The sequence below is a fragment of the Polaromonas sp. P2_G11 genome (genome assembly GCF_056403595.1).
In genome coordinates, this window is sequence record NZ_JBFUFE010000001.1 from 1,223,092 (window position 1) to 1,249,873 (window position 26,782).

Genomic DNA, 26,782 nt, shown 5'->3' on the forward strand with positions numbered 1-26,782 from the left:
AGCCCGGACAGGCGCAAACGCTTTCATCTTTTTACAATAGAGCCATGGGCAACCCGCAAATCAACACACACAGCCACGACGGCAAGCGGCAACGGATCGTTGTTGGCCTGAGCGGAGGCGTGGACTCCGCCGTGACGGCGCACCTGCTCAAGCAGCAGGGGCACGAGGTTATCGGCATCTTCATGAAGAACTGGGAAGATGACGACGACAGCGAGTTCTGCTCGTCCAACATCGATTTTGTCGACGCCGCCGCCGTGGCCGACGTGATCGGCATCGAGATCGAGCACGTCAACTTCGCAGCCGACTACAAGGACCGCGTCTTCGCCGAGTTCCTGCGCGAATACCAGGCTGGCCGTACGCCCAACCCCGACATCCTGTGCAACGCCGAAATCAAGTTCAAGGCATTTCTGGACCATGCCATGCGCCTGGGCGCCGAAAAAATCGCGACCGGCCACTATGCGCGGGTGCGTCGCAATGAAGCCACCGGCCTGCACGAACTGCTCAAGGGCCTGGACCCGGCCAAAGATCAAAGCTATTTTTTGCACCGGCTGAACCAGTCACAGCTCTCCAAAACGCTGTTCCCTGTGGGTGAGCTGCGCAAGACCGAAGTCCGGCGCATTGCCGACGAGATCGGCCTGCCCAACGCGAAGAAAAAAGACTCCACGGGCATCTGCTTTATCGGCGAGCGGCCTTTCCGCGAATTTTTGAATCGCTACATTGCCAAAGAGCCCGGCCCCATCAAGAACGACAAGGGCCGCGTGCTCGGTGAGCATGTGGGCCTGTCTTTCTACACGCTGGGGCAGCGCCAGGGCCTGGGCATAGGCGGCGTGAAGGCCAAAGGGGCCGAGCTCAAGGCCGTGCAGGCACGCGGGTTACGCGGCGTGGGCGAGCACGAACCCTGGTTTGTGGCACGCAAGGACCTTGAAACGAACACGCTGTGGGTGGTTCAGGGCCATGATCACCCCTGGCTGCAATCCACCGTGCTCCAGGCGCAGGACTGCAGCTGGGTGGCGGGACATGCACCGACGCCCGGTGTCATGGCGGCCAAAACACGCTACCGGCAGGCCGACGCGCCCTGCGAATTGCGCAGCGCTAACGGTGCGGCCTGCGAACTGGTGTTTGCCGATGCCCAGTGGGCGGTGACGCCGGGCCAGTCGGCTGTGCTCTACCAGGGCGATGTCTGCCTGGGTGGCGGCGTGATTGCCACCAGCAATGTGCAGAACCAGCCGGCTGTGCCGGTCCGGGCAGTCTACGCCTGATTTTCATTCAAATCAGGCCGAAAGCCATTATGGTATTGCGCAAGCAGCTATTAAATCAATAGCAAAACGACTCAAAGCGCGGTTTCAACGTAGGTGTAAATGTAGTTGGAGCCGCCGTTGACGTTGCCCAGCAGGCGCGACGAACCAAAAATGCCCGAGCGGTGCGACACACCAAAGCCTATAAAGGTGTCCTTGAGCGGCCGGTAGCCGATCAGGTCGCCCAGGCTCACGTCAATGGTCGGGTCCAGGTAATTGAGCATGCGCGAGGCCGACTTGCCGTTTGCCGCCAGGCTGGACGACTCGATGTAGGGCGCCCGCTGCGCCATGGAGACGCCCACGCCCAATCCCAGCCGCGTCTTGACCCGGTCGCTCCACGGGAAGCCCGAGTAAACGGCCTTCATGAACAGGTCCAGTTGCACGCCATTGGCCTGCAGGCCCCGCTCATCGTGGTGCGTGAGGCCCACGTAGCCGATGAAGTCGAGCGGCCAGCCGTTCACGTTGTTCAGGAAGGGCTTGCCCACCTGAATGCCGGTAATGCGGGTCGAATTGACCTTCGCCGTCGACAGGCACTGCGCCGTGATGATCTTGGCCAGGTGGCAGCCGTCTTCGGTTGACTTGCCGTACAGCAGCTTGAAGTAGGTGGGTGAGCCGTCTTCTGCCCACTCGCGCTTGTGGCCGCCGAAGTCATAGGCCGCACCGACATACACGGCGGGCAGCACGCTCTTTTGCACGATGGGGCTGTTCTTGGTCTTGTTGTCCAGCAGGGTGGCCGACACACCGGCCAGCAGACGCCAGCGCTCGGTGAGGTCATAGGAGCCGTACAGGCCAATCGAGGTCTGCACGCCCGAGCCCGGCGCATAAGCAGGCCGCCCGGCCGTTGCCTCACTGGCCTGCACTCCGTAGTAATAGTTGTTGAGCCTGGCGTCGCGCACCCCCACGGTCACATTGGGGCGCAACATCCAGGGGCCCGAGCGCCAGTCGTAGGTGTAGCCCAGACGGAACTCGTTGCCCTTGTACGTGTTGCTGATGTCATGCACCAGCTCGGCCTGCAACGTGCCCCAGGGCTGGCGCCAGCGGTAGGCTAGGCCCAGGTCCAGGCCCGAGTCGCGCGGCGACATGCCGGCCAGACTGGCGGGCAGGCGCTCGGTCGGAAAGCCCTCCAGGCGCTGCTCCACAAAAAGGTCCAGGCGCCGCTCGGTGCCGTTGAGCAGCTTGATGCCGCCCCGGTTGGCATGCAGGAAAAGCCGTTCGCCCTCATACAGGTAAAGCGGCAACAGGTCGTAGCGCGTGCCGGCATCCTTGTAGGGCGAACGCTCGATCCGGGTCACGAGGCCCAGCCCGACACTGCCCGGCGAAGAAAGGATGTCGGTGAGCGGCTCAGTGTTGCCGCCGGCAAAGGCCGGCAGGGCCGCGCACAGCCCGGCAGCCGCAATAGCAGCTCCGCGCAGAACTCGGTGTGGCAAAAGGAGCAAAGGGGAGCGATTCATCATGTTTTTTTTGAAAGTGGGGGATGTTGCAGCAGCCGGTCAGGGGGCACACACTCCGATGCTATCCACGAACAACGCATCCGCTCCGGCCGATTTGTAAGAAAACGGGTACAAATCGGATAGGCCGACACCGCGCCATTCCCCTTATTGATTCGATCCGGGCGTCTTTCTCACACGCCGGCTCACACGTACACTGCCTATCTTCGGGTCTCCACTAACTTAACGGAGCCTGTTATGCCCAAATTCGTGATCGAACGTGCCATCCCCGGACTCGGGGCCCTGAAGCCCGCCGAGCTGCAATCCATCTCCCAGAAATCCTGCGGTGTGCTGCAGGAACTGGGGCCTGATGTGCAGTGGGTGCAAAGCTATGTGACGGGCGGCAAGATGTACTGCATCTACAACGCGGCCAGCGAGGAACTCGTGAAGGAACACGCGCGCAGGGGTGGCTTTCCGGCGGACACCGTCTCGCGAGTCACCACCACCATAGACCCCACCACCGCCGAAGCCTGAGGCAGCCGGTGAACTCGCCAGCCCCGAACGACGCGCCGCCTTTGGGGCTGGCCATCCACCTGCTCGGCCCGCCGCGGGCGGAGCGCGGAGGCCAGCCCGTGCCGGCGCCACGCGGGCACAAAGTCTGGGGCCTGCTCGCCTACCTGGTCCGCAGCGATGCGCCGGTCAGCCGCAAGCACCTGGCGCAGCTGCTGTTCGAGGATGCCGAAGATCCGCTGGCCGCCCTGCGCTGGAACCTTAGCGAGCTGCGGCGCCTGCTCGGCACCGCAGATTTGCGCGGCGATCTGCTGGCGCTTTCACTGGAGCCTGCCACCTACGTCGACCTCAGCGCCGTACTGTCGGGTAGCTGGGCGCAAGCCCTGTATGTGCCCGGCCTGGATCACGAGTTGCTGGAAGGCATGAATTTTTCCGGCAGCCCGGCCTTCGAGGTCTGGCTTGCCACGGAGCGCCGCCATCTGCAGGCCGCCGCCGAAGCCGTGCTGCGCGAAGCCGCACTGGCTCGCATGGCCGCGGGCGCCATGACAGAAGCAGCCGCGCTGGCCGGCCGACTGGTACGGCACAACCCGCTTGACGAGAACTACCAGGCTTTGCTGGTGCGCAGCCTCGCGGCCGCGGGTGACGGCGTGGGCGCCGCGCGCCAGGCCGCAGCCTGCCGTGAATTGTTCCAGCGCGAACTCGGCGTGCAACCCGGCGCCACGCTGGACGCCGCCCTGCGCACGCTCACCGCAGCGCCCACCGCGCGGCCCGCCACCGGGCGCGCCGCGGCGCTGGCACAGCTGGAAGCCGGGGAGGCGGCGATCAGCGCCGGCGCGCTCGATGCCGGCCTGCAATGCCTGCGCCGCGCGATCGTGGAAGCCGATGCCACCGGCGACGCGGCGCTGCGCGCGCGCACGCGTGTGGCCCTGGGCGGCGCGCTGGTGCATGCCGCCCGCGGACGCGACGAAGAGGGCGCTACGGCGCTTCACGAAGCACTGGAGGTCGGCCACGAGGCTTCGCCGGCACTCGCCGCCGCCGCGTGCCGCGAGCTCGGCTACGTCGAATTCCTGCGCGGCCGCTATGAACGCACGCTGGCCTGGCTGCAACGCGCGACGCCGATGGCAGCCGGCGACCACGCGGAGCAAGCGCGCATTGCCACCGTGCAGGGCGCTGCGCTCAGTGACACTGCGCATTACACAGCCGCCATCAGCCAGCTACGCGAAGCAGAGGTGCTGGCTGCTAGCGTCGGCGACAGCCGGCAACTTGCCTACGCGCTGTCCATGCTGGGCCGCGCGCTGCTGCTGCACGGTGAACCCGAGGCCGCCGCCGACGCCCTGGACCGCTCGGTGGCACTGGCCCGGCAAGGCTGGACCGCCTTTGTGCCGTGGCCGCAATCGCTGCGGGCCGAGATCGACCTGCTGCGCGGCGACGTGGATGCGGCCGCGAACCGCTACGAGCATGCCTTCGCGCTCGGCTGCCAGCTCAGCGACCCATGCTGGGAAGGCATTGCCGGCCGAGGCCTGGGGCGCGTGGCGATGGCGCGCGGGGAACCGCAGCGCGCCGTCGAAATACTCGCTGACGCATTGACGCGCTGCATACGCCTTCCTGATGCCTACCTGTGGGCCAAGGCATATGCCCTCGACGCGCTGTGTGATGTCGCTGTGGCACAAGCCATGCCCCAGGCCTCGGCCTGGATCAACGAAATGCAGGACCTCGCTGCGCGCAGCGGCATGCGCGAACTGACGGTGCGCGCCTGCCTGCACCGCGCGGCGCTCGGCGACGGTGCGAGCGCGGCGGCGGCGAAGCTGCTTGCCGGCCAGATCGACAACCCCGCGCTGCACGCCCTTGCCGGGCTATGACTGCGGTTGCCACATCCAAAGAGGCTGATGATGAATGCGAAATCAAACGACGCCGTATCGCTCAGCGGCATCCGGCGCCTGGTGCCCGGCCAAGCGCTGCGTTTGCCGCGGCGCGGCGGCGAACTGACGGTGCTGCACGGCCGGCTCTGGCTGACGCTCCACAACGATCCCGGGGATCATTTCATCGAAGCCGGCCAGCGCGTGCGCCTTGGCACCAACAAGAACGCAGTGGTTGAATCCGCAGGAACCGCGCAGGGCGTGAGTCTGCACTGGGAGCCTTGTCGCCCGGGCTTCGTCAGTGCCTTGCTCGCCCGGCCCCTGAGCGGCACGGCCTTCCTGGCCTTTTTGGCGGCCCGCGGCTTCGCGGCGCTGGCCCTCAGCGCCGCGGCAGGCGCAAGACGCGCGCGTGGCCATCATGCGGTCAGCGACCGCCACGTGTTCATCACGCTGGAAGGCGGCGGGGCGCGAGGGTCAGGCCACCCTTGAGGAAAAAAGCCATCAACCCTTATCGGATGAGCGCAAACAGCTATTAAATTGATAGCAAACACGCCGTGACGCTCTTTTTTAGCGCTGCATGCCATCGCCACCGCGGCGGATGCCACCGGTGAACACAGGCCGGGCGCCGCATGGCCTCAGCCGAGCCCGCACCACTGCGCGATGCGGTGCATCATGTCGCCCCACAAACCGAGCACGGCGGCAAGCACCAACACCCCGCCAGCCAGGCGCACGCCAAGTTGCCCGCCCAGCCTATTGCCAGCGCGCCGAAGCCCAGCCAGTAGTTGCGGCGCCAGCAACAGGGAGACGCCGCTACCTACCGCAAAAGCCGCCATAGCCAGCGCACCTTGCAGCGGTCCGCCGCTGAGCGACGCCACCAGCAGCGCCGAATAAAGCAGGCTGCAGGGCATAAAGGCCCACAACGCGCCCACCGAGAACATGCCGCCGCGCGATGCGGCCACGGCACCCACCCTGGACCACGCGGAGCGGCCCGCGCGGTCGGCCCAGGCCGGCTGGCTGGCCTTCACCACCAGCATCAGGCCCCAGCCCAGCACGGCCAGGTGAAACAGCACCCAGAGCGGCTTGACCACGGCGGCCTGCTCCGTAATCCAGGCAAAACTTTGCACCGCCACGGCTGCCGCCGCGCCCGCGGCGGAATAGCCTACAAGCCGCCCGGCCTGAAAGACCAGCGGTGAATGTGCCTGCCGCTGCGGGCCCACGCGCCGGAGACCGCCACAGGCAGCGCCGCACATCACGGCGCAATGCGGTCCGCCGGCCAGCCCCATCAGCAAGGCCGTCATGGCGAGTGCGTAAGACATGGGCGGCGCCGCAATCAAATAATGCGCGAAAACCGGCTGCGGTTGAGGTCGGACTGCAGGTAGCGGTCGAACACCATGGCCACCGCGCGCAGCACGAAGCGCCCCTCGGGCGTCACTTCGATGCCGGTGTCAGACAGCACGACCAAGCCGGCGTGCTCCAGTTCGCGCAGGCGTTCGAGCTCGGGCGCGAAGTAGGCCTTGAAGTCCAGCATCCAGGCGAGTTCTATCGACTCGAACCAGACCCGGCCTTGGCACATGATGGCCATGATCACCGCGCGGCGCGCCAGGTCGTCCCGGCTTAGCGCCAGGCCGCGCGTAACCGGGAAGCGCCCCTGATCCAGCAGGTCGCAGTATTCCTCCAGGTCCTTGGCATTCTGGCTGTAGGTGGCGCCGACCGCGCCTATGGCCGACACGCCCAGACCCACCAGGTCGCGGTCGGGCTGGGTGCTATAGCCCTGGAAGTTGCGGTGCAACCGGCCCTCGCGGCTGGCCACGGCCAGCGCGTCGTTCTCAAGCGCGAAGTGGTCCATGCCGATGTAGCGGTAACCCGCGCCCTGCAAACGCTGCATGGCCTCGGCCAGCATGGCGGCCTTGTCCTCGGCCGCGGGCAGCAGCGCCGTTGGGATGTGCCGCTGCGGCTTGAAGCGCTCCGGCAAATGGGCATAGGCATAGAGGGCAATGCGGTCCGGCCTGAGCTCCTCGACCCGGCGTATGGTGCGCGCGAAGGACGTCTGTGTCTGCCGCGGCAAGCCGTAGATCAGGTCCACATTGATGGATTCAAACCCGAGCGCGCGCGCCTGCGCGACCAGCGCGAACACCTGTTCGGCGGGCTGGACGCGGTGCACGGCTTTTTGCACATCGGGGTCAAAATCCTGGACGCCGAAGCTCAGTCGGTTAAAGCCCAGGGCGGCCAGCGCGGCCAGGCGCGTGTTGTCCACAGTGCGTGGGTCTACCTCGATGGCCATTTCCGCACTGGCCGCGATGTCGAAGTTGCCTCTGAGCATGTCCATGAGCCGTGCGAGTTCCGCGTCGGACAAAAAAGTCGGCGTGCCCCCGCCCAGATGCAGCTGGCTAACGGGCTGCCCCTGCCCCAGTCGCGCCGTGTACAGGGCCACTTCGCGCTCAAGATAGCCCAGGTAGGCGGTGGCGCGGCTGTGCTGCTTGGTGATGATCTTGTTGCAGGCGCAGTAGTAGCACAGCGATTCGCAAAACGGGATGTGCACATACAGCGACAGCGGCGCCGCCGATGTCTCGGCCCGCACGCGTCTGTCGTCCAGCGCGCGGCTATGGTCGACGGCGGTAAAGGCCTCGACAAAACGGTCCGCTGTGGGAAAGGAGGTGTAGCGCGGCCCGGTGATGTCGAACCGTCGAAGGGCCTGGGGTAATACAGCGGGCATGGAATGTTTAGGGAATGTGAGGCCTCCACTGTGCCGCCCCTCCGCCCCGGCTGCGTTGATGTGGATCAACGAGGGCGCAAGGTGGGGCCGCCGGACGCGTCTGCCCTGTTCTTGACCTGCGTCAAATCGCCGCGAAGGGCACGCCGTAAGCTGGCGGCTTCCCCATTGCCCTGGGTGGACGGCCCCGGCTGCCAACCCTTCATCTCATGTCCCTGTCACAAGCAATCCAAGTAACCCAAGCTACTGTTCTTCCGCACCGAAAAGTCCTGCGTTCCTGGCTTCTTCCCGTCTCGACCAAAAACACCGGCCTTGCATTGGCGCTGGCCCTGATGGACCTTGCCCTGTTCGCTGCATGCATGGCCGGGGCGGTGCTCGCGGACCACCCCGCCCTCCAGGTGCTCATGGCCCTGCTGGCGGGGTTCATGATCGCCAGGCTGTTTATCCTCGGCCACGATGCGTGCCACCAGAGCTTCACCTCACACCGCAAACTCAACCGCTGGCTGGGCCGCCTGCTTTTTCTGCCCTCGCTCACACCCTACAGCCTGTGGGACGTCGGGCACAACATCGTGCATCACGGCTACACCAACCTCAGCGGCTTTGATTTCGTCTGGCAGCCCGCAACTCTTGAGGCCTATGAACGCCTGCCCGCCTGGAAGCGATGGCTGGAGCGCGTCTACCGCAGCGGCTGGACGCCCTGGCTCTATTACCTCGTGGAAATCTGGTGGAAGCGGCTTTACTTCCCGTCCAAAGCCGTGATGCCCACACGGCGCGGCATTTTTGTCGCGGACAGCTTGCTGGTCACCGCCGCTGCCGCTGCCTGGGTCGCGGGCCTTGTGGTCACGGCATGGTCTACCGGCCAGTCGGCACTCTGGCTTTTGGCTGTCGGCTTTTTCCTGCCGCTGCTGGTGTGGAACGGCCTTATAGGCTTTGTGGTCTACGTGCACCACACGCACACCCAGATCGCCTGGTACGACAACAAAAAGAGCTGGTCCGACGCAAACCCCTTTGTCTCCACCACCGTGCACCTGACCTTCAACTCGTTTTTCGGCGCGGCGCTGCACCACATCATGGAGCACACCGCCCACCACGTCGACATGGGCGTGCCGCTGTACCGCCTCAAGCAGGCCCAGGCCGTCCTGGAGGCCAGGCTACCCGGCCACATCGTTGTACAGCCCTTTTCATGGCACTGGTACTTCGACACGGCGCGCCGCTGCAAGCTTTACGACTTCGAGGGGCGGCAATGGACGGATTTTTCCGGCAATCCGACCTCGCAAGGGATGGCCGGGCCCGTTTAAGCCGTAAACAGGTTGTCAGTGGACGCGCGTGTCGAAGACCTGTTTGAGGGCCGCATGGTCAAGGATGCGGATGTGGCGCTTGTCGACTTCAAGGATGCCCTGTTGCTGGAAAGCGGAAAAGGTGCGGCTCACGGTCTCCAGTTTCATGCCCAGGTAGCTGCCGATTTCGGCACGCGACATGCGCAGGTGAAACTCGCTGGCCGAGTAGCCGCGTAACTTGAGCCGCTGCGACAGGTTAAGCAGGAAGGCGGCCAGCCGCTCTTCGGCGTTCATGCTGCCCAGCAGCATCATCAGGCTGTGTTCCTTGACGATCTCCCGGCTCATCAGCCGGCCGACGGCCTGCTGCATGTCGGCACTGGTCGCGGCCAGGCCGCTGATCTGGTCGTAGGGAATGGTGCAGACTTCAGTGTCTTCGAGCGCGGTGGAGTTGCTGGCATACGCGCCGTTGGCAATACCGTCCAGGCCCATCAGCTCACCGGCCATCTGGAAGCCGCTGACCTGCTCACGGCCGTCCGCGAGCGTGAGGCTGGATTTGAAGGTGCCGATGCGCACCGCATAAATGTTGCGGAAAGCCTGGCCCTCATGGTAGAGCGTCTGCCCCGCCTTGACCTTGATCCGGCTGAAGTGGAGATCGTCCAGTCCCCCCACATCGGCGGGCTTCATGCCGCAGGGCAGGCAAAGGTCGCGCAGATTGCAGTTCGAGCAGGGAGTCTTCAGCGGCAGGATGGCGGCGGAAGAAATGCCGCCGACGGATGAAGTGCCGCTGGTGGATGAACAGGCTACAGGCATGATGACTCCTTGGATTGGGAGGAAGAAACGGATTGATCCACACGCCGCGGCTGCGCAAGCATTGCCACGGTGTCCCCGAGTTGGTAAAACTCGGCGTGTTTATCGAGGAAGCAGGCAGCACCCGCAGCCAGGTAGCGCGCACGGTAGGCGGCCTCGGCATGGTTGCTGAGGATGATGAAAGGAATGTCTTGCGTGGTTTTGAGGATGGACTGCAGCACCTGCATGCCCGTGCCCTTCTCGAATTGCACGTCAAGCACCACCACATCGGGCTGCGTCGCCAGGATGCCCGAGACCGCAGACTCCGGCGTATCGGCCTGGCCCGCGACCACCACGCCCCGGGCGGTAAGCATTTCGGCAACGCTGCGGCGGCTCAGCGCGGAGTCGTCGGCCAGAAAGACCCGGGTGGGTGAAGCGGTGTGTTGCATGCCTCTACTGTCGCGCAGGCGGCGCGGCAGGGACATCGTCTTTTGCTGAAAGGCCGGCTCGGATAAGGCTGGTTCGCCGGCACCGGCGCTCCGATCCAGACTCGGAAATTTCCGAGCCTGTACCGACCAGCGCGCCCGCTTAATGCGCCATCAAAACCGGCAGCGTCATGCTTTTGAGGACGGTCCGGGATGCGCCGCCCAATACCCATTCATAGGCGCGGGCGCGGCCATAGCAGCCCATCACCAGCAAGTCCGCCTGCAGATCGAACGCGCGCGACAGCAGCAGGTCGCCCAGGTTCCCGGGTTCCGCGCCTTCCACATTTTCCCGGTGCCAGCTGGCCTGGACACCGTGGATCTTCAGGTAAGAGACGATATTCGGACCTGCGCCCGTAGCCGCCACGGCATCAACGCCCCAGCTCAGGATATGCACCGAGTTTGCGTTGCGCAGGATGGGCAGGGCCGCGGTCACCGCGCGTGCGGCTCCGCGGGTGGGCTTCCAGGCGATCACCACATTGCCCGGCAAACCCGGTTTTGCCGACGTGTAGGGCAGCACCAGTGCCGGCCGCCCGCTCAGGGCGATCACGGCCTCCGGAAAATCCGCCGGCATCAGTGTGGACCAGCCCTCGCCCGGGCCGTGCTGGCCCAGCACCAGCAAGTCGGCATAAAGCGCCTGTTCGGCAAAGGCCGACACCAGCGGAAATTCATGAACTTCAGCCCAGGTGGCCGACAACCCCGCGGGCCTGAGCTGCTCGAACACCGAACGTGCCCGCGCCAGTTCGGTGTCCTGCACGTTCTCCCGCCTCACGGCCAGGCCGACGCCGATGCCGGAGGCGACGGGAAGCGCCTCCGAGGCCGAAGGCGATGCATACAGCGCCGTGATGCCGGCGCCATGCTGCGCGGCAAGCCGGCAGGCAAATTCAAGGCGTTGCGCGAATTGCGGCGAGGCATCGGCGTGGACCAGCAGCTGTTTCAGTTCATTGCCCATGGAACACCTCCCGGTGCAGAGTTTGGATACCCTGACTGTAGGCAGATGCACCCAAGGCCGTATTGACCCTCGTCAACACCATGCTCTTTGCGCGGCCGCTTTCAGCGTTCAGCTGTCCAGCGGTTCGGCCAGCCCGTGCTTGATGGCGTAGCGGATCAGTTCGCTCTGGTTTTGCAGTCCCATTTTTTGCATGAGGTTGGTCTTGTGGGTGCTGACGGTCTTGACCGACAGGTTCAGCCGCGTGCCAATGTCCGTGAGAGAGACGCCGGCCACCAGCAGCTGCAGCACCTCGAACTCGCGGTTGGAAAGGCTCTCGTGCGGAACCGCCTGGCTACCGGGCATCGCGCCCAACGCAAGCTGTTCCGCCACCTCGGCGCTGATGAAGGCGCCGCCCGAAGCGACCTTGCGTATGGCCTGCTCCAGCTGGTCCGGTGCGCTCTCTTTGGTCAGGTAGCCGCTGGCGCCGTTCTTGATCGCGCGCACGGCGTACTGCAGCTCCTGGTGCATGCTCAGGACCAGGATGCGCAGCTGCGGTTTTTCGCCGCGAATCAGCTTGATGAGCTCCATGCCGCTGCGCCCCGGCATGGAGAGGTCCAGCACCAGCACGTCGAAGGCCAGCTCGCGCACGCGCTGCATGACTTCCGTTCCGTTGCCGGCCTCGCCGGCGACCTCCATGTCCTCGATGGAGGACACGATGCGCTTGAGCCCCTCCCGCACGATTGAATGGTCGTCGGCAATCACAATCCTGATCACGTGATGTCTCCTGTTTCGGGCACCGGGATGCTAACCCGTATGCGGGTGCCCTGGCCCGGCGCGGTGTCTATGTCCACCGTTCCCTGCAGCAAGCGGGCCCGCTCGTGCAGGCCCATCAGGCCCAGCGAACTGGGCTTGCGCGGCGCGTCCAGGGCGAATCCGGCACCGTCGTCGACCACTTCGAGAACCACGGCCGCGTCAGTCCTCGCGATGCGCACCTCGACTTGCGACGCACCCGCGTGCTTGGCCACGTTTACAAGCGACTCCTGCACGATGCGGAATACCGCCGTGGCATACGGTTCGGCCAGTTCAACGTCCTCGTCCAGCGACAGTTTGCATGCCACGGCATGGCGCTGGGTGAAGTTGTGGGTGAGCCATTGGATGGCCGGCACCAGGCCCAGGTCGTCCAGCAGCAGCGGCCGCAAATCCGACGCGATGCGGCGCGTGGCGGCCACCGTGGTGTCCAGCAAGCCAAGCATGTCGTCGAGTTTGGCCCGCACGGCACCCGCATCCGGGGACAAGGCTTCCCGAATCCAGGTGGCGTCCATTTTGATCGCTGTCAGTGACTGCGCGAGTTCGTCATGCAGCTCGCGCGCGATCCGTGTTTTCTCGCTCTCGCGGATGGCGTGGGCCGCCGAGGCGAAGGCGCTCAGTTCCTCGCTGGCGCGCACGCGCTCGGTCACGTCGCGCAGGATCACGGTGTAAAGCTTGCCGTGCGCGGTATCGAGCTGCGAGATCGAGGCTTCCAGGGGAAACTCTTCGCCGCTGGCCCTGAGCCCGTAAAGCACCGTGCCGTCTCCCATGCGCCGCGAGGTCGTGCCGGTCTGGCCGAAACGCCTGAGCTGCTCGCCGTGCGCGCCCTGGTGCCGCTGCGGGATCAGGCGCGTGAGAGGCTGGCCCAGCATCTCGCGCGTGGGCCAGCCGAATATTTTCTCGGCGGCCTTGTTGTAGAGGATCACGTGCTGTTCTTTGTCCACAGTGATGATGGCGTCCATGGCTGAATCCAGCAGGCCGGCCAGCCTCGCGTCCGCGCCCTCCAGCGCTTGCTTGCCGATACGGTCTCGCGCCGCGTCACGCCCGGCCAGCAGCCAGGCGATGCCGCAAGTGGCGGCGGCCAGCGCCGTAACCAGCGGCAGGCCCGGCAGCGACTGCGGGCTGGATGCCAGATGGACGGCGGCCAGCAGCGTAAGGGTTGCCATCACGGCCAGCGTGACGGCCATGGAACGCCGGCGCTTCGGCACTGCGTCACCTATGTGGGGGAACAAGGACATGGGGCAGCTTCGGGAGTGGAACCCGATCTTACCGCCCGGCCCTTTCTGCGGAAGCCGGCACAGGCCCCATCAGCAGCACCGTCAAGGCGCTGGAGGCCGCGCAAGCAAGCCAGAATACAAAAAAGGCGGCGGTCTGCAGCGCCAGCCGGGACAGCCCCGCGGGTTGCCCGTAACGCAGCATTTCCTCAGGGTCGAACAGTCCGAAGAGCAGCAGTTCCAGCAGGCAGGCCGACAGAAAGGCCGGCCAGGCGATGCCCAGTATCTTGTTGGCTGAAATCATGGTGTCTCCTCTTTGTGTTGCAGGCGATCAGGGGCGAGCCGTTTTGTCGGGTGTGGCCGCGTGGTTGCGCCCCTCCAGGGCAGGCGCCAGCGCCTTGGGTTGATGCAGCGCATTGGTTCGCGAGGCCCGCGCCGGCTCCTGTCCGCCTATCACGGCATCCGGATACTTGACGGCCAGAAAGGCTGTCACCACGCCTGCCACGACCACGGCGGCGGGCCCGGAAATCACCAGCCAGACATGGCCGTGCTTCCACCAGGGGGAGGCTTGGGTGGGAATGGTATTCATGAAAGGCCTTTCATCGCGGAACCAGGAACACGGACTTTTCTTCGACGTGGGCGCGCCCGCTCTCATCGCCGACACGGAACACGATGGCGTGCGAGCCGGCCGGCGCCGAGCCGTAGGGAATCTGCAGCCGCACCGCGACCCAGCGGGATTCGGTGGGTCCCACGCTGACCTCGGCCTCGGAGGCGACCGTCAGGCCCTCCAGTCCGGCAGCCGCAATCGTGTAGCGCTGCGGCTGCTCGGTGGCGTTCATGATCTGCAGGCGGTACACGTTTTCCAGCCGCCCACCGGCAACGATGCGCGACAGCGCCGCGCGGTCGCGCACCACGTCAACCTTCAGCGGCATGCGCGCCACCAGGCTCCACAGCAGCGCCAGGCACAGCACGCCCAGAAGCGTGGTGTAGACCAGCACGCGCGGCCGCAGCACCCGGCGCAGCATGCGCGAAGCGCTCCATTTCCCGGCCAGCGCGTTCTGGGTCGTGAAGCGGATCAGGCCTCGTGCATAACCCATCTTGTCCATCACGCCGTCACACACGTCCACGCAGGCGGCGCAGCCTATGCACTCATACTGCAGGCCCTCGCGAATGTCTATGCCCGTTGGACAGACCTGCACGCACAGGGTGCAATCGACGCATGCGCCCAGAGACAATGCCGAGGCGTCGGCGTGGCGCGACCTGGCGCCGCGCGGTTCACCCCGCGCGGGGTCGTAACTCACGATCAGCGTGTCCTTGTCGAACATCGCGCTCTGAAAACGCGCATAGGGGCACATGTATTTGCACACCTGCTCGCGCAGGAAACCGGCATTGCCGTAAGTGGCGAAACCGTAAAACAGGACCCAGAAGATTTCCCAGCCACCCATTTTGGTCTGCAGGAACTGCAGGATCAGCTCGCGGGCCGGCACGAAATAAGCGACAAAGGTAAAGCCGGTCCACATCGCCACACCTATCCAGAGGATGTGCTTGAACCACTTCTTGACCAGTTTTTCCAGGGAGAAAGGGGCGCCGTCCAGCCGCAACCTGGCCGTGCGGTCGCCCTCCACCTTGCGCTCTATCCAGAGGAAGATTTCGGTATAGACCGTCTGCGGGCAGGCAAAGCCGCACCACAGGCGGCCCGCCACCGCCGTGAACAGGAACAGCGACAAAGCGCTGGCGACCAGCAGGCCGGTCAGGTAGATGAAGTCCTGCGGGTACAGCACATAACCGAATAGATAAAAGCGCCGCGCCTCCAGGTCGAACAGCACCGCCTGGCGCTGCCCCCACTGTAGCCACGGCAAGCCGTAGAAAAACAGCTGGGTCAAGATGACGAATGCCCAGCGCCAGCGCGCGAAAAGCCCGCTCACGGAGCGCGGGTAGATTTTCTTTTGCGCCTCGTACAGCGACTCCCCTGCCGGCTCCGCCGCCGGCACGATGGGAATGATTTTTCGCAGTGGCAGCTGGGTCACTGTCGCCTCAAAGTTTTGCCGCAGCGGCTTTGTTGGAGAGTCCCCAGATGTAAGCTGTCAACACATGGATCTGCGCTTCCGTGAGCTTGCCGGCCTGCGCAGGCATCTCGTTGGTTTTGCCTTTGTTAACAATGTCAACGATGGCCTGCTCTCCCCAGCCGTGCAGCCAGATGTCGTCGGCAAGGTTGGGCGCGCCTATCGCGGTATTGCCCTTGCCGTCCATGCCGTGGCAGGCCGCGCAGGCGGTGAATTTGGATTTGCCGAGCTGCGCGCGCAGTGAATCGTGGGGACCACCGGAAAGGCTCAGCACATAATTCGCCACGTTCTTGACATCATCAGGCGTTCCTACAGCGGCCGCCATGGGCGGCATCTGACCCTTGCGACCCAAGGTCAAGGTTTCCCTGATTTTTTCGGTTGAGCCGCCGTGCAGCCAGTCGTTGTCAGCGAGGTTGGGAAAACCCTTGCTGCCGCGTGCGTCCGAGCCGTGGCACTGGGCGCAGTTGTTCATGAAGAGGCGCTCGCCCACCGCCATGGCATTGGCATCACCCGCGAGTTCGTCCGCGCCTTTGGCAGTGAAGCCGGCATACAGCGGCGCAAGTTCCTTGTTTGCGTTTTCCATCGCGGTGTTGTATTCGCCACGCGTGCTCCAGCCCATTTCGCCCGGGTAAGCACCAAGGCCCGGGTAGGCGACCAGGTAGAGCAAGGAATAGATCACGCTGATCACGAACAGCCACATCCACCAGCGCGGCATCGGGTTGTTGGACTCGCGCAGGTCTTCATCCCAGACGTGACCCGTCGTGTTGTCGCTGCGCTCGGGCATCTTTTTGCGGGCCGTGGCCCACAGCAGGACCAAGGCGCCGAGGATGCCGACCAGGGTCAGCGCGGCCACATACCAGGACCAGAAGTTGTCAGTGAAATCGCTCATACGTCACACCTGATGAGTTGTGCGGTAAAGAAAAAACCGGTGAAGAGGGTTTGCATGGCGCGGTTCCCCTAGTCCTGCAGGAAGGGGATCTTTGCGTCCTCTTCAAAGCGTTTGTGGTTGCGGCTGGAATAGGCCCACACCAGCAAGCCGACGAAGGTGGCAAAACACAGCAGGGTTGCGATGATGCGCAGCGTGTTGACGTCCATGGTGCTCTCCTTTACTTCAGGGCCTTGCCCATAACTTGCAGATAGGCCACCAGGGCATCCATTTCCGTCTTGCCCTTCACCACACCGGCGGCCTCGGCGATTTCGGCGTCGGTATAAGGCACCCCCACCCTGCGCAGTGCTGTCATGCGGGGCGCCATGTCGGCGGGGTCGACGGGTTTCTTCTCCAGCCAGCTATAGGCCGGCATGTTGGATTCAGGGACCAGGTCGCGCGGATTGTTCAGGTGGATACGGTGCCATTCGTCGGTGTACTTGCCGCCCACGCGGTGCAGGTCGGGCCCGGTGCGCTTGCTGCCCCACTGGAAGGGATGGTCGTAGACAAATTCCCCGGCCACCGAATAGTGACCATAGCGCAGCGTCTCTGCGCGAAACGGGCGAATCATCTGCGAGTGGCAGTTATAGCAACCTTCCCTCAGGTAGATGTCGCGGCCGGCTAGTTGCAACGCTCCATAGGGCTTGACGCCTTCGAGCGGCGCGGTGGTCGACTTCTGGAAGAACAGCGGCACGATTTCCACCAGGCCGCCGACGGCGATCACCAGCAGGATCAGGATGATCATCAGGAAGTTGTTGGTTTCGATCTTCTCGTGCGAGAAGCCGGCCGCAGAGGGAGTTTCGTCTTTCATGGGATGTACTTTCTTCTCTTGTTATGCGTGGGCCAGTGCGGGCACCAGCACCCGGACGGGGCGACCCTTGGCCACCGTCATGCAGACGTTCCAGGCCATCAGCAGCATGCCGCCCAGGTACAGCAGCCCGCCGAAGAAGCGCACCACATAGAAGGGATAGGTGGCCTTGACCGCTTCGACAAAGGTGTAGGTCAGGGTTCCGTCGGCGTTGACGGCGCGCCACATCAGGCCCTGCATCACGCCGGCGATCCACATGGCGGCGATGTACAGCACGATGCCCACGGTGGCGGTCCAGAAATGCACCTCGATGGCGCGCATCGAATACATCTGCTTTTGCCCGAACAGGCGGGGGATCAGGTAATACAGCGTGCCCATGGAAATCAGCCCCACCCAGCCGAGCGCGCCCGAATGCACGTGGCCCACGGTCCAGTCCGTGTAGTGCGAGAGCGCATTGACGGTCTTGATGGACATCAGCGGGCCCTCGAAGGTACTCATGCCGTAGAAGGACAGCGACACGATCAGGAAGCGCAGGATGGGGTCGTCGCGCAGCTTGTGCCAGGCGCCGGACAGCGTCATCACGCCGTTGATCATCCCGCCCCAGCTGGGCGCCAGCAGGATCAGCGAGAACACCATGCCCACCGATTGCGTCCAGTCAGGCAAGGCCGTGTAGTGCAGGTGATGCGGGCCCGCCCACATATAGGTGAAGATCAGCGCCCAGAAGTGGACGATGGACAGGCGGTAGCTGTAGACCGGCCGCTCCGCCTGCTTGGGGATGAAGTAATACATCATGCCCAGGAAGCCCGCGGTGAGGAAGAAACCCACTGCGTTGTGGCCGTACCACCACTGCACCATCGCGTCCTGCACGCCTGCATAAGCGGAATAGGATTTCATCCAGCCGGCCGGAATCTCCGCGCTATTGACCACATGCAGTACCGCTACCGCCAGAATGAAGGCGCCGTAAAACCAGTTGGCCACGTAGATGTGCCGGACCTTGCGGATTCCCAGCGTGCCGAAAAAGACGATGGCATAGGACACCCAGACCAGGGTGATGAGGATGTCGATGGGCCATTCGAGTTCGGCGTATTCCTTGCCGGTGGTGTAGCCCAGCGGCAGGCTGATCGCGGCGCCCAGGATGACCAGCTGCCAGCCCCAGAAAGTAAAGGCGGCCAGCCGCGGTGCAAACAGCGGCACGCTGCTGGTGCGCTGGACCACGTAGTAGCTGCTGCCGATCAATGCGCAGCCGCCGAAGGCGAAGATGACGGCATTGGTGTGCAGCGGCCTGAGCCGGCCATAGCTGAGCCAGGGAACGCCGAAATTCAGTTCAGGCCATGCCAGTTGGGCGGCGATGAACAGGCCCACCCCCATGCCCACCACGCCCCAGAGCACCGCCGCCAGTGAAAACTGGCGAACCACCGTGTCGTGATAGGCGATCCCTCGTGTCGTTTCTTCGTTCATGAAGCACCTTTTGTCTTGATGCTTCAAAGTGTCGATGCGGCGTGGGTCGCGCCATTTGATGCAAGTCAATCAGTGTGAAGAATGCGCTCGGCTTCCTGCTCAAGCGCCTCGAATTGACCTCGCCATACCGCCCAGCCCAGCGCTCCGATGATGAGCAACGCCAGTACTACAGACAGCGGAATCAGTAAAAACAGGATGTCCATTCAGTGTTCCGACACGCCGCGCGCCAGCCTCGCGGAATTGACGACCACCAGCAAGGAGCTCGCCGCCATGCCGAAGCCGGCCAGCCAGATCGGCATATAGCCCAAGATCGCCAACGGTACGCAGACCGCGTTGTAAACCGCTGCCCACAACAGGTTCTGCCGCACTACCGCCCGGGTGCGCCGCGCCTGCGCGACAAGGGCTGGCACCGTGAGCAGCCGGTTGCCGGTCATGATGAAATCCGACCTGGCCTGGGCCACCGGCACGGCCTGGCCCATGGCGACGGACACATCAGCCACGGCCAGCACCGGCCCGTCGTTCATGCCGTCGCCCACCATCATGACGCGATGGCCCTCGCGCTGAAGGCGGCGCACATGTTCCAGTTTGACCTCCGGCGTGCATTCGCCAAAGCACCATTCGATGCCGGCCCGGCGCGCAAGGTGAGCCACTGCCTGGCCAGTATCGCCCGAAAGCAGCTGCACGCGGACACCGAGTTTGAGCAAGTCGCCCACGGCCTGGGCCGCGTCGGGCCGCATCGCTTCGTCAAGCTCGAAACCCGCGAGGTAATGGTCACCGTCGGACAGATGGGCCTGCAGCACCGGCACATCACGCCCCGGTACAGGCACGCGGCAAAAAAAGGCCGACCCCAGGTAGAGGTAGTGTGGCTCGCTGCCATCCAACCGGGCGACCTTGCCGCGCAGGCCGCGACCTGTGATCTCCTCCACTTCACTGGCCACCCAATCCGTCGCGGGAAAACGGGCAGCGATGGCGCGTGAGACCGGATGCAACGAATGCCTGGCCAGCGCACCCGCCCAGTCACAGGCCTCGTCGCGATTCCCACCGGCAGGCACATGGACCATGACGACCTGCATGCGGTCTTCCGTCAGTGTGCCGGTTTTGTCGAAGATCACGGTGTCGATGGCCGCGCAGCTTTCCAGCGCCTGCAGCTTGCGCACCAGCACGCCACGCCGTGCCAACGCGCCCGCACCGGCCAGCATGGCCGCCGGCGTGGCCAGCGACAGGGCACAAGGGCAGGTCACGATGAGCACCGCAACCGCGACCGCCATCGCATGCGCCTGACCAAAAGGCCACCACCACACGGCTGCGACGGCGCTCGCCATCAGCACAGCCACCAGAAAAGGGCTGGCGATGCGGTCCACCAACTGCACCAGGCCGGGTTTTTCGACCGAGGCCTGCTCCATCAGGGCGACGATTTCGGCGTAACGGGTTTGCGGCCCAACCCGCTCAACGCGCACCAGCAACACCCCCGTGAGATTATGGCTGCCGGCGATGACGCCGTTGCCCACCCGCCGCAGCAAGGGTTTGGATTCGCCCGTCAGCAGCGACTGGTCAACGCGGCTCTCGCCACCCTCCACCGCCCCATCCGCGGGAAAGGCCTGCCCCGGCAGCACGCGAACCAGGTCGCCCGGCACGAGGCGGCGGACGGCCACCGCGCGGAAACTGCCGTCGGCTTCCTGTCGGTCCACGCTGTCCGGCAGCCGCCGCATGAGCGCGTCCAGCGCACCGGCGGTGCGGTCCCGCAGGCGCTGCTCCAGCAGCCGGCCCGAGAGCAGGAAAAACACAAACATGGGCACCGAGTCATAGGAGGCATGCTCGCCCCAGGCGCTGGCCGGGTCAAAGGTCGCGGCCGTGCTGGCCCCGAAGGCAATCAGCACGCCCAGCGCCACCGGTACGTCCATGCCTATGCGCAGGTTCCGCAGGTCGCGCAGCGCCGCCGAGAAAAAAGGCCAGCAGGAAAACAGCAACACCGGCAAGGTCAGCACCCAGGAGGCCCATCCCAGAAGCGCCTGGATGTCGGGCGTGATCTCACCGGCCGGCGCAAGGTAGGCCGGCGCGGCATACATCATGACCTGCATCATGCAAAAGCCCGCCACCAGCCAGCGCCACAGCATCACGCGCTGGGCCTGTACCCTGCGGCCGGCCAGCAGCAGGTCGCCCGCCGGCAAGGCGCCGTAGCCAGCTTGGCGCAATGCCGCCATCCAGAGAGACGGGCGTGTGGCTTGCGGCCGCCATTGAAGCCGCGCCGTGGCATTAACACCGTTGACTTCGACCGTATCCACGCCGGGCAGCCTGCGGAGCACCTCCTCGATCGTGAGCGCGCAGGCCGCGCAGTGCATGCCCTCGATCACCAGGCAGGACTCCCACCAACCTTCACGCCCCGGCACCGGCCGGCTGAAGCCTTCCCATTCGGCCGGCTCGTCCAGCGCGCTCCACGCGGCGGCGTCAGGCATGGCGGGCTGCGCCGGGCCGGCGGTCAGGAAGGGTGCGGCTTGCATGACGACAGCTTAGCCAGCGCAGAGTGCCGCGCCCTTGATATGGATCAATCCAGGGTCGCAGCGGCGCTCCTAGACTGCGGCACATCAACACAGGAGAACCACCATGTACAAGCGCATTCTTGTTGCCACCGACGGCTCCACGCTTTCCAAAAAAGCGGTCAGGGACGCCATCGAACTTGCCGCGTCCCTGGGCGCCGGCCTTGTGGCGCTCAACGTCGTGCCGCGTTATCCCATGAGCTACTTCGAAGGCGGCGCCACCATCTCGCCACAGGAAGTCGGCCGCATCGAAAAGGAATGGGCCGACAAGGGTCAGGCCGTCGCCGACGCGGTGCAGAAGTCTGCGGAGGCCGCAGGTGTCAAGGCCAAGGCCGTGATCGCCAAATCCGACCTCGTCGCCACCGCCATCCTGGCCGCGGCCAGAAAGAACAAGTGCGACCTCATCGTCATGGCATCACACGGCCGTAAAGGTCTCTCGCGCATCCTGCTCGGAAGCGAGACCCAGCAGGTACTCACGCACAGCACCATTCCCGTGCTCGTCCTGCGTTGAATCGGCGCCGAATCCCCGCTGAAAAAGCACTTGGAGAACACCATGAAAGTCCTTCTGGCCGTTGACGGCAGCAAGTTCACAAAAAAGGCCCTCGCCTTTCTGGTCACTCACGAAACCCTGATGGGGCCCGAGGCAGAGTTGATTGTGCTCAATGTACAGATCGCTGTTCCTCCTCGCGTCAAGTCCATGGTGGGCGCCGCCACGGTACATGCCTACCACCGCGATGAAGCCCAGAAAGTGCTGGAGCCCATAGAACGCTTTCTCAAACGCCACGGCATTACTTTCCGGGCCTCCTGGGTCACCGGTACGCCGGCCACACAAATCGCGCAGGCGGTGAAGCGTGAAAAGGTGCACATGCTGGTCATGGGCACGCACGGCCACGGGTTGCTGGGCCGCGCCCTGCTCGGCAGCGTCGCCCAACGCGTGGTGGCAGACGTCGACGTGCCGGTGCTGCTGGTCAAGTAACCACTCATCTTTTACGGAAGGCATGCCATGAACACACTGTCAAATACCCGCTCCCCCGTGTCGCCGCCGCGGGCCATTCCCACCACACGGCAGGCGCAAGGCGGTTTGGGCCTGGGGCTGCTGGTCGCGCTGGTGACGGGCTCCATCATCGGCAGCGGCATTTTCGGTCTGCCGCAAAACATGGCGGCTGGCGCTGGCGCTGGCGCCATCCTGATAGGCTGGCTGGTCACGGGCGCGGGCATGCTGGTGCTGGCGCGTGTCTACCAGATGCTGGCCCTGCGAAAGCCAGAGCTGGACAACGGTGTCTACGCCTATGCGCGCGCGCTGTCGGGTGACTACATCGGCTTTAACTCGGCCTGGGGTTACTGGATCAGCGCGTGGATCGGCAATGTCGGTTACCTGGTGGCCGCCTTCGGCGCGCTCGGATATTTCTTTCCGGCTTTTGGCGAGGGCAACACGCCCGCAGCCGTGGCCGGAGCATCGATAGTCCTGTGGGTCGTGCATGCGCTGGTGCTGCGCGGCATCAACACCGCCGCCTGGGTCAACGCAATTGTCACAGTCGCCAAGGTCATTCCCTTGCTGCTGTTCATCGTGCTGGCTGCCGCCGCTTTCCAGGCACCCACCTTCAGCCTGGACTTCTGGGGCGGCGCCAAACTCGGCTCGGTGCTCGACCAGGTCAAGAGCACCATGCTGGTGACGGTGTGGGTGTTCATCGGGATTGAAGGCGCCAGCGTCTATTCGGCGCGCGCGCGGCAGCGCAAGGACGTCGGCAAGGCCACGGTGATTGGTTTTCTGATCTGCCTGGCACTGTTGATGGCCGTCTCGTTGCTGTCCCTGGGCATCTTCACGCAGCCCGAACTTGCCGGATTGAAGAATCCCTCCATGGCCAGCGTGCTTGAGAAAGCCGTGGGCACCTGGGGCGCTGTGCTGATTTATGTCGGCCTCATCGTTTCCGTCGGCGGTGGCTTCCTGGCCTGGACATTGCTCGCCGCGGAGTCGCTCTTCACACCGGCCAACAGCGGCGTGATGCCCGAATGGCTAGGCCGCCAAAGCGGCAAGGGCGTTCCGGCCAATGCCTTGTGGCTGAGCAGTGCCATGGTTCAGATCTTCCTTATTGTCACGCTGGTTTCCAAGGCTTCCTACCTGGCCCTGATCTCGCTGTCGACCGCGATGATTTTGCTGCCCTACCTCTTCAGCGCGCTTTACGGCCTGAAGGTGCTGCTGCGCGGTGAGGGCCCAACGAGGGAAGCCAACGCCGGCGGGTCCCTGGACCTGCCGGTGGCCGCGCTCGCGTCGGTGTACTGCCTGTGGCTGCTGTATGCCGCCGGCGCCAAATACCTGTTACTGAGCGCCCTGCTCTATGCCCCCGGCGCGGCCCTGTACTTCATCGCCAAACGGCAGAGCAACAAACAGCCCTTTACCGCTGGCGAGAAAGCCATGCTCGCAGCCGTGCTCGCGCTCGCAGTGGTGGCCGGCTGGATGCTCGCCACCGGTCAGTTGAGTCTGTGATGGCCGGCGTTCATTCAGAAACGGGCCGGCTGCGCAAGGTGCTGGTCTGCAGGCCGGGCCTGGCGCACATGCGGTTGACACCCGCGAACTGCCGGGACATGCTGTTTGACGACGTGATGTGGGTCGCCCAGGCCAAAAACGATCACTTTGCGTTCACCAGCGCCATGACAGAGCAAGGCGTGCAAGTGCTGGAACTGCATGACCTGTTGGCGGTCACGCTCGGCAACCCCTTGGCGCGCGATCGGCTGCTGGACCGCGAACTTGCCGGCACTGACTTTGAAGCTGCGGGGGTGCTGCGGCCCTGGCTGCAGGAACTACCACCGGCTCGCCTGGCCGAGTTCCTGATCGGCGGGCTGACGCCGGCGGACCTGCCTTTCAAGCTGCCCGGCCTCACGGCCGCCTGCGCCAGCCCATCGGACCTGCTGCTCCCCGCCCTTCCCAACACCCTTTTCACTCGCGACAGCAGTTGCTGGATTGGCGACGGTGTGGCGCTGGGATCCATGTACTGGCCCGCTCGCCGTCAGGAAAGCCTGCTCATGGCGGCGATCTTCCGCTTCCACCCTGCGTACGCCGGCAAGGTGACTGAATGGTGGGGCGACCCGGAGCAGCCGCATCCGCAGGCCACGCTGGAGGGAGGCGATGTGATGACCTTGGGCCAGGGCCTGGTGCTGATCGGCATGGGCGAGCGGACCTCGCCGCAGGCCGTGACCCAGCTCGCGCGCAACCTGTTTGCCCGCGGCGCCGCAACCCGCGTGCTGGCTGCCCAGTTGCCCAAATCACGCGGCGCGATGCACCTGGACACGGTGCTGACCTTTTGCGACCGGGATCTGGTGACTGTGTTCCCGGATATTGTGCAGGCCGTACGTGTGTTCAGCCTCAGACCCGGCGATGAACCAGGCTCACTCGACGTCAGGGCGGAAGCCGAACCATTTCTCGACGTCCTCGCACAAGCCCTGGGCCTGCCGAAGTTGCGGGTCGTCGCCACCGGCGGCAACGCCTACGAGGCGGAACGCGAACAGTGGGACGACGGCAATAACGTGCTGGCGCTGTCGCCCGGTGTGGTCATGGCCTACAACCGCAACACCCACACCAACACCTTGCTGCGCAAGGCCGGCGTCGAAGTCATCACCATCCCCAGCGGTGAGCTGGGGCGTGGCCGCGGCGGCAGCCACTGCATGTCCTGCCCGATTGAGCGCGACGCCGCCTGATCCTTTCCCGCCATTGAGGCATCCACGAAAGACGGCCATTCATGAGCTTCAATCTTCACAACCGCAGCCTGCTGGACCTCAAGGATTTCTCCCCGCGGGACATCCGTTTCCTGCTGGACCTGGCCGCCGAGCTCAAGCGCTCCAAATATGCAGGAAACGAGCTCGCCCGCCTCAAGGGCAAAAACATCGCGCTGATTTTCGAGAAAGCCTCCACCCGCACGCGCTGCGCCTTCGAAGTCGCAGTGCACGACCAGGGTGGCCATGTGACCTACATCGACCCGGTCAGTTCGCAGCTGGGGCACAAGGAGTCTCTCAAGGACACTGCCCGGGTGTTGGGCAGGCTATATGACGGCATCGAGTACCGCGGCTTTCACCAGACGGTGGTGGAAGAAATCGCGCGCTTCTCGCACGTCCCGGTCTGGAACGGGCTCACGGATGAGTCGCACCCGACCCAGGTGCTGGCAGACCTGCTGACGATGCAGGAGTTCGGCGAAAAGCCGCTGCACGAACTGTCCTTTTGCTACCTGGGCGACGCCCGCTTCAACATGGGCTGTTCGCTGCTGGTGGGCGGCACGCAGATGGGCATGGACGTGCGCATCGCCGCTCCCGCGGCACTGATGCCACCGCCCGAACTGGTGAGCGAAATGCGAGAACTGGCCAGGACAACAGGCGCGCGCATCACCCTCAGCAACGATCCAACCGAAGCGGTCAAGGGCGCGGACTTTCTCTACACCGACGTCTGGGTGTCCATGGGTGAGCCCGACGACACCTGGAAACTGCGCATCGAGCAACTACTGCCCTTCCAGGTCAACAGCGCCCTGATGAAGGCCACCGGCAAGCCGAGGACCCGCTTCATGCATTGCCTGCCGGCCTTTCACAACCTGGATACTGAAGTGGGACGTCAGATCCACGAGCGCTACGGCCTCAGCGAAATCGAGGTGACCGATGAGGTCTTTGAGTCCGATGCGTCCGTTGTGTTTACGCAGGCGGAAAACCGCATGCACACCATCAAGGCCGTACTCGTGGCCACCCTCGCATGAAGCTGGTCGTGGCGCTGGGCGGCAATGCCTTGCTGCGCCGGGGCCAGTCACTCAGCGCGCAGCACCTGCTGGAAAACATCCAGGGCGTGGCGGCCCAATTGGCCCGCGTCGCACTGCAGCATGAATTGGTGGTGACGCATGGCAACGGGCCGCAAATAGGCCTGCTGGCCCTGCAGAACTCGGCCTACGCGGCAGTGGCGCCCTATCCACTCGATATCCTGGGCGCGCAAACCGAAGGCATGATCGGCTACCTGCTGGAGCAGGAACTCGCCAACCATCTTCCACCCGGGCGCCCCGTGGTCACCCTGCTCACGCGCGTGGAAGTCGATCCAGCCGACCCGGCTTTCGGGAAACCCACCAAACCTATAGGGCCTGTCTATACGGAAGAAGAAGCAGGACGGCTTGCGCAAGCCATGCACTGGCATGTTGCGCCGGACGGGGCAGGCTTCAGGCGCGTCGTGGCTTCGCCTCTCCCAACATGTGTGCTGGGCATGGACCCGATCCGCTGGCTGCTGCAGCATGAGGCGGTGGTGATCGCCGCGGGTGGTGGCGGCATCCCGGTGGTGCGCGCTGCCGGCGGGCGTTCTCTTCAAGGCATCGACGCCGTGATCGACAAGGACCTGACAGGCGCCCTGCTCGCGCACGAACTGGGGGCCGACTGCCTGGTGATTGCCACTGACGTGGATGCGGTCTATCTTGACTGGGGAACGCCGTCGCAGCGCGCCGTTGGCAAGGTGAGGCCGCAGGAACTGCTAGACCATAGCTTCCCTGCAGGCTCCATGGGCCCCAAAGTGCAGGCCGCCACCGGTTTTGTGTCCAAGTCCGGCAAGAAGGCGCTCATAGGCTCACTGACCCAAATCGAGGAGATGCTGGCGGGCCGGGCCGGTACCGAGGTCAGCCCCCACGGAGACACCGCGGACTAAGACCCGGTTATTACAGCCAATGCGTGGAGCGCAGCAAATCGAT

28 protein-coding genes are annotated in these 26,782 nt (G+C 64.6%); 11 read left to right on the top strand and 17 right to left on the bottom strand.

From position 1 onward, the window contains the following. Positions 1 to 44 precede the first annotated feature (44 nt). Complete coding sequence (gene mnmA / locus AC1DWQ_RS05915; RefSeq protein WP_477668788.1) at positions 45 to 1,259, top strand: tRNA 2-thiouridine(34) synthase MnmA; 1,215 nt, start codon at positions 45 to 47, stop codon at positions 1,257 to 1,259. A 71-nt stretch (positions 1,260 to 1,330) separates the two neighbouring features. Here mnmA and AC1DWQ_RS05920 read toward each other — a convergent pair whose 3' ends face one another. Then, positions 1,331 to 2,746, bottom strand: coding sequence for a MipA/OmpV family protein (locus AC1DWQ_RS05920; protein WP_477668789.1), 1,416 nt, complete (start codon positions 2,744 to 2,746; stop codon positions 1,331 to 1,333). 234 nt (positions 2,747 to 2,980) lie between these two features. Here AC1DWQ_RS05920 and AC1DWQ_RS05925 point away from each other — a divergent pair, with 234 nt between their 5' ends. The 3 genes from AC1DWQ_RS05925 to AC1DWQ_RS05935 are packed head-to-tail and all read left to right on the top strand — an operon-like array spanning position 2,981 to position 5,577. Next, positions 2,981 to 3,256: a DUF4242 domain-containing protein gene (locus tag AC1DWQ_RS05925; protein WP_477668790.1), complete on the top strand. Its 276-nt coding sequence runs from the start codon at positions 2,981 to 2,983 to the stop codon at positions 3,254 to 3,256. Between the two features lie 8 nt (positions 3,257 to 3,264). Further along, positions 3,265 to 5,091 carry an AfsR/SARP family transcriptional regulator gene (locus tag AC1DWQ_RS05930; protein ID WP_477668791.1) on the top strand — a complete coding sequence of 609 codons (1,827 nt, stop codon included), beginning with the start codon at positions 3,265 to 3,267 and terminating at the stop codon, positions 5,089 to 5,091. Positions 5,092 to 5,121: 30 nt separating this feature from the next. Then, positions 5,122 to 5,577 carry a DUF2917 domain-containing protein gene (locus AC1DWQ_RS05935; RefSeq protein WP_477668792.1) on the top strand — a complete coding sequence of 152 codons (456 nt, stop codon included), beginning with the start codon at positions 5,122 to 5,124 and terminating at the stop codon, positions 5,575 to 5,577. Positions 5,578 to 5,723: 146 nt separating this feature from the next. Here AC1DWQ_RS05935 and AC1DWQ_RS05940 read toward each other — a convergent pair whose 3' ends face one another. Continuing rightward, positions 5,724 to 6,404, bottom strand: a complete 681-nt coding sequence (locus AC1DWQ_RS05940) for a sulfite exporter TauE/SafE family protein (protein WP_477668793.1) — start codon at positions 6,402 to 6,404, stop codon at positions 5,724 to 5,726. A gap of 14 nt (positions 6,405 to 6,418) precedes the next feature. Next, the gene (hemN, locus tag AC1DWQ_RS05945) at positions 6,419 to 7,801 is read right to left on the bottom strand and encodes an oxygen-independent coproporphyrinogen III oxidase (RefSeq protein ID WP_477668794.1); all 1,383 of its coding nucleotides are present in this window, start codon (positions 7,799 to 7,801) and stop codon (positions 6,419 to 6,421) included. Positions 7,802 to 8,007: 206 nt separating this feature from the next. On the opposite strand from hemN, the gene AC1DWQ_RS05950 reads away from it, so the two are divergent. Beyond that, complete coding sequence (locus AC1DWQ_RS05950; RefSeq protein ID WP_477668795.1) at positions 8,008 to 9,096, top strand: fatty acid desaturase; 1,089 nt, start codon at positions 8,008 to 8,010, stop codon at positions 9,094 to 9,096. A 15-nt stretch (positions 9,097 to 9,111) separates the two neighbouring features. On the opposite strand, the gene AC1DWQ_RS05955 is transcribed toward AC1DWQ_RS05950, so the two are convergent. From AC1DWQ_RS05955 to AC1DWQ_RS06020, 14 genes are all read right to left on the bottom strand, one after another. Beyond that, positions 9,112 to 9,885: a helix-turn-helix domain-containing protein gene (locus AC1DWQ_RS05955; protein ID WP_477668796.1), complete on the bottom strand. Its 774-nt coding sequence runs from the start codon at positions 9,883 to 9,885 to the stop codon at positions 9,112 to 9,114. After that, the gene (locus tag AC1DWQ_RS05960; RefSeq protein ID WP_477668797.1) at positions 9,876 to 10,310 is read right to left on the bottom strand and encodes a response regulator; all 435 of its coding nucleotides are present in this window, start codon (positions 10,308 to 10,310) and stop codon (positions 9,876 to 9,878) included. The genes AC1DWQ_RS05955 and AC1DWQ_RS05960 overlap by 10 nt, the downstream gene beginning before the upstream one ends. 139 nt (positions 10,311 to 10,449) lie before the next feature. After that, the gene (locus tag AC1DWQ_RS05965; protein ID WP_477668798.1) at positions 10,450 to 11,295 is read right to left on the bottom strand and encodes a universal stress protein; all 846 of its coding nucleotides are present in this window, start codon (positions 11,293 to 11,295) and stop codon (positions 10,450 to 10,452) included. 108 nt (positions 11,296 to 11,403) lie between these two features. Further along, positions 11,404 to 12,048, bottom strand: coding sequence for a response regulator (locus AC1DWQ_RS05970; protein ID WP_477668799.1), 645 nt, complete (start codon positions 12,046 to 12,048; stop codon positions 11,404 to 11,406). Continuing rightward, positions 12,045 to 13,319 (bottom strand): PAS domain-containing sensor histidine kinase, encoded by a 1,275-nt coding sequence (locus AC1DWQ_RS05975; RefSeq protein ID WP_477668800.1) that lies wholly within the window; start codon positions 13,317 to 13,319, stop codon positions 12,045 to 12,047. The genes AC1DWQ_RS05970 and AC1DWQ_RS05975 overlap by 4 nt, the downstream gene beginning before the upstream one ends. 28 nt (positions 13,320 to 13,347) lie before the next feature. Then, positions 13,348 to 13,599, bottom strand: coding sequence for a hypothetical protein (locus AC1DWQ_RS05980; protein ID WP_457281521.1), 252 nt, complete (start codon positions 13,597 to 13,599; stop codon positions 13,348 to 13,350). Positions 13,600 to 13,626: 27 nt separating this feature from the next. Continuing rightward, positions 13,627 to 13,884, bottom strand: a complete 258-nt coding sequence (locus AC1DWQ_RS05985) for a nitrogen fixation protein FixH (protein WP_477668801.1) — start codon at positions 13,882 to 13,884, stop codon at positions 13,627 to 13,629. Between the two features lie 10 nt (positions 13,885 to 13,894). Continuing rightward, the gene (ccoG, locus tag AC1DWQ_RS05990) at positions 13,895 to 15,322 is read right to left on the bottom strand and encodes a cytochrome c oxidase accessory protein CcoG (RefSeq protein ID WP_477668802.1); all 1,428 of its coding nucleotides are present in this window, start codon (positions 15,320 to 15,322) and stop codon (positions 13,895 to 13,897) included. A 7-nt stretch (positions 15,323 to 15,329) separates the two neighbouring features. Beyond that, entirely contained in the window at positions 15,330 to 16,247 is a 918-nt protein-coding gene (gene ccoP, locus AC1DWQ_RS05995) for a cytochrome-c oxidase, cbb3-type subunit III (RefSeq protein ID WP_477668803.1), read from the bottom strand. A gap of 68 nt (positions 16,248 to 16,315) precedes the next feature. Beyond that, positions 16,316 to 16,453, bottom strand: a complete 138-nt coding sequence (locus AC1DWQ_RS06000) for a cbb3-type cytochrome oxidase subunit 3 (RefSeq protein ID WP_477668804.1) — start codon at positions 16,451 to 16,453, stop codon at positions 16,316 to 16,318. A gap of 11 nt (positions 16,454 to 16,464) precedes the next feature. Beyond that, positions 16,465 to 17,094, bottom strand: a complete 630-nt coding sequence (gene ccoO, locus AC1DWQ_RS06005) for a cytochrome-c oxidase, cbb3-type subunit II (protein ID WP_457281526.1) — start codon at positions 17,092 to 17,094, stop codon at positions 16,465 to 16,467. A 21-nt stretch (positions 17,095 to 17,115) separates the two neighbouring features. Further along, the gene (gene ccoN, locus AC1DWQ_RS06010; protein WP_477668805.1) at positions 17,116 to 18,549 is read right to left on the bottom strand and encodes a cytochrome-c oxidase, cbb3-type subunit I; all 1,434 of its coding nucleotides are present in this window, start codon (positions 18,547 to 18,549) and stop codon (positions 17,116 to 17,118) included. Positions 18,550 to 18,614: 65 nt separating this feature from the next. After that, complete coding sequence (ccoS, locus tag AC1DWQ_RS06015; protein WP_431095040.1) at positions 18,615 to 18,752, bottom strand: cbb3-type cytochrome oxidase assembly protein CcoS; 138 nt, start codon at positions 18,750 to 18,752, stop codon at positions 18,615 to 18,617. Next, a complete protein-coding gene (locus AC1DWQ_RS06020; RefSeq protein ID WP_477668806.1) occupies positions 18,753 to 21,047 on the bottom strand; it encodes a heavy metal translocating P-type ATPase in 2,295 nt (764 codons plus the stop codon). A 103-nt stretch (positions 21,048 to 21,150) separates the two neighbouring features. Here AC1DWQ_RS06020 and AC1DWQ_RS06025 point away from each other — a divergent pair, with 103 nt between their 5' ends. From AC1DWQ_RS06025 to arcC, 6 genes are read left to right on the top strand one after another with little or no spacing between them, the layout of a single operon-like run. Continuing rightward, positions 21,151 to 21,594 (top strand): universal stress protein, encoded by a 444-nt coding sequence (locus tag AC1DWQ_RS06025; RefSeq protein ID WP_477668807.1) that lies wholly within the window; start codon positions 21,151 to 21,153, stop codon positions 21,592 to 21,594. A 42-nt stretch (positions 21,595 to 21,636) separates the two neighbouring features. Further along, complete coding sequence (locus AC1DWQ_RS06030) at positions 21,637 to 22,059, top strand: universal stress protein (protein ID WP_477668808.1); 423 nt, start codon at positions 21,637 to 21,639, stop codon at positions 22,057 to 22,059. Positions 22,060 to 22,086: 27 nt separating this feature from the next. After that, positions 22,087 to 23,568, top strand: a complete 1,482-nt coding sequence (gene arcD, locus AC1DWQ_RS06035) for an arginine-ornithine antiporter (RefSeq protein WP_477668809.1) — start codon at positions 22,087 to 22,089, stop codon at positions 23,566 to 23,568. Beyond that, positions 23,568 to 24,776 (top strand): arginine deiminase, encoded by a 1,209-nt coding sequence (locus tag AC1DWQ_RS06040; RefSeq protein WP_477668810.1) that lies wholly within the window; start codon positions 23,568 to 23,570, stop codon positions 24,774 to 24,776. The genes arcD and AC1DWQ_RS06040 overlap by 1 nt, the downstream gene beginning before the upstream one ends. Before the next feature lie 41 nt (positions 24,777 to 24,817). Further along, on the top strand, positions 24,818 to 25,816 hold the full coding sequence (gene argF, locus AC1DWQ_RS06045) for an ornithine carbamoyltransferase (protein WP_477668811.1): 999 nt from the start codon (positions 24,818 to 24,820) through the stop codon (positions 25,814 to 25,816). Next, entirely contained in the window at positions 25,813 to 26,739 is a 927-nt protein-coding gene (arcC, locus tag AC1DWQ_RS06050; RefSeq protein WP_477668812.1) for a carbamate kinase, read from the top strand. Before argF ends, arcC begins: the two co-directional genes overlap by 4 nt. Positions 26,740 to 26,782 lie beyond the last annotated feature (43 nt).

Excerpts from the sequence above, each read along its gene's own strand:
- arcC (WP_477668812.1), top strand. The coding sequence starts at position 25,813 with ATGAAGCTGGTCGTGGCGCTGGGCGGCAATGCCTTGCTGCGCCGGGGC.
- AC1DWQ_RS05965 (WP_477668798.1), bottom strand. The coding sequence starts at position 11,295 with ATGGGCAATGAACTGAAACAGCTGCTGGTCCACGCCGATGCCTCGCCG.
- argF (WP_477668811.1), top strand. The coding sequence starts at position 24,818 with ATGAGCTTCAATCTTCACAACCGCAGCCTGCTGGACCTCAAGGATTTC.
- arcD (WP_477668809.1), top strand. The coding sequence starts at position 22,087 with ATGAACACACTGTCAAATACCCGCTCCCCCGTGTCGCCGCCGCGGGCC.
- AC1DWQ_RS05950 (WP_477668795.1), top strand. The coding sequence starts at position 8,008 with ATGTCCCTGTCACAAGCAATCCAAGTAACCCAAGCTACTGTTCTTCCG.
- ccoS (WP_431095040.1), bottom strand. The coding sequence starts at position 18,752 with ATGGACATCCTGTTTTTACTGATTCCGCTGTCTGTAGTACTGGCGTTG.
- AC1DWQ_RS05980 (WP_457281521.1), bottom strand. The coding sequence starts at position 13,599 with ATGATTTCAGCCAACAAGATACTGGGCATCGCCTGGCCGGCCTTTCTG.
- AC1DWQ_RS06040 (WP_477668810.1), top strand. The coding sequence starts at position 23,568 with ATGGCCGGCGTTCATTCAGAAACGGGCCGGCTGCGCAAGGTGCTGGTC.
- AC1DWQ_RS05935 (WP_477668792.1), top strand. The coding sequence starts at position 5,122 with ATGAATGCGAAATCAAACGACGCCGTATCGCTCAGCGGCATCCGGCGC.
- AC1DWQ_RS05940 (WP_477668793.1), bottom strand. The coding sequence starts at position 6,404 with ATGTCTTACGCACTCGCCATGACGGCCTTGCTGATGGGGCTGGCCGGC.
- AC1DWQ_RS06030 (WP_477668808.1), top strand. The coding sequence starts at position 21,637 with ATGAAAGTCCTTCTGGCCGTTGACGGCAGCAAGTTCACAAAAAAGGCC.
- ccoN (WP_477668805.1), bottom strand. The coding sequence starts at position 18,549 with ATGAACGAAGAAACGACACGAGGGATCGCCTATCACGACACGGTGGTT.
- AC1DWQ_RS05960 (WP_477668797.1), bottom strand. The coding sequence starts at position 10,310 with ATGCAACACACCGCTTCACCCACCCGGGTCTTTCTGGCCGACGACTCC.
- mnmA (WP_477668788.1), top strand. The coding sequence starts at position 45 with ATGGGCAACCCGCAAATCAACACACACAGCCACGACGGCAAGCGGCAA.
- hemN (WP_477668794.1), bottom strand. The coding sequence starts at position 7,801 with ATGCCCGCTGTATTACCCCAGGCCCTTCGACGGTTCGACATCACCGGG.
- AC1DWQ_RS05955 (WP_477668796.1), bottom strand. The coding sequence starts at position 9,885 with ATGCCTGTAGCCTGTTCATCCACCAGCGGCACTTCATCCGTCGGCGGC.
- AC1DWQ_RS05985 (WP_477668801.1), bottom strand. The coding sequence starts at position 13,884 with ATGAATACCATTCCCACCCAAGCCTCCCCCTGGTGGAAGCACGGCCAT.
- AC1DWQ_RS05925 (WP_477668790.1), top strand. The coding sequence starts at position 2,981 with ATGCCCAAATTCGTGATCGAACGTGCCATCCCCGGACTCGGGGCCCTG.
- ccoO (WP_457281526.1), bottom strand. The coding sequence starts at position 17,094 with ATGAAAGACGAAACTCCCTCTGCGGCCGGCTTCTCGCACGAGAAGATC.
- AC1DWQ_RS06025 (WP_477668807.1), top strand. The coding sequence starts at position 21,151 with ATGTACAAGCGCATTCTTGTTGCCACCGACGGCTCCACGCTTTCCAAA.
- AC1DWQ_RS05920 (WP_477668789.1), bottom strand. The coding sequence starts at position 2,746 with ATGAATCGCTCCCCTTTGCTCCTTTTGCCACACCGAGTTCTGCGCGGA.
- AC1DWQ_RS06020 (WP_477668806.1), bottom strand. The coding sequence starts at position 21,047 with ATGCAAGCCGCACCCTTCCTGACCGCCGGCCCGGCGCAGCCCGCCATG.
- AC1DWQ_RS06000 (WP_477668804.1), bottom strand. The coding sequence starts at position 16,453 with ATGGACGTCAACACGCTGCGCATCATCGCAACCCTGCTGTGTTTTGCC.
- AC1DWQ_RS05975 (WP_477668800.1), bottom strand. The coding sequence starts at position 13,319 with ATGTCCTTGTTCCCCCACATAGGTGACGCAGTGCCGAAGCGCCGGCGT.
- ccoP (WP_477668803.1), bottom strand. The coding sequence starts at position 16,247 with ATGAGCGATTTCACTGACAACTTCTGGTCCTGGTATGTGGCCGCGCTG.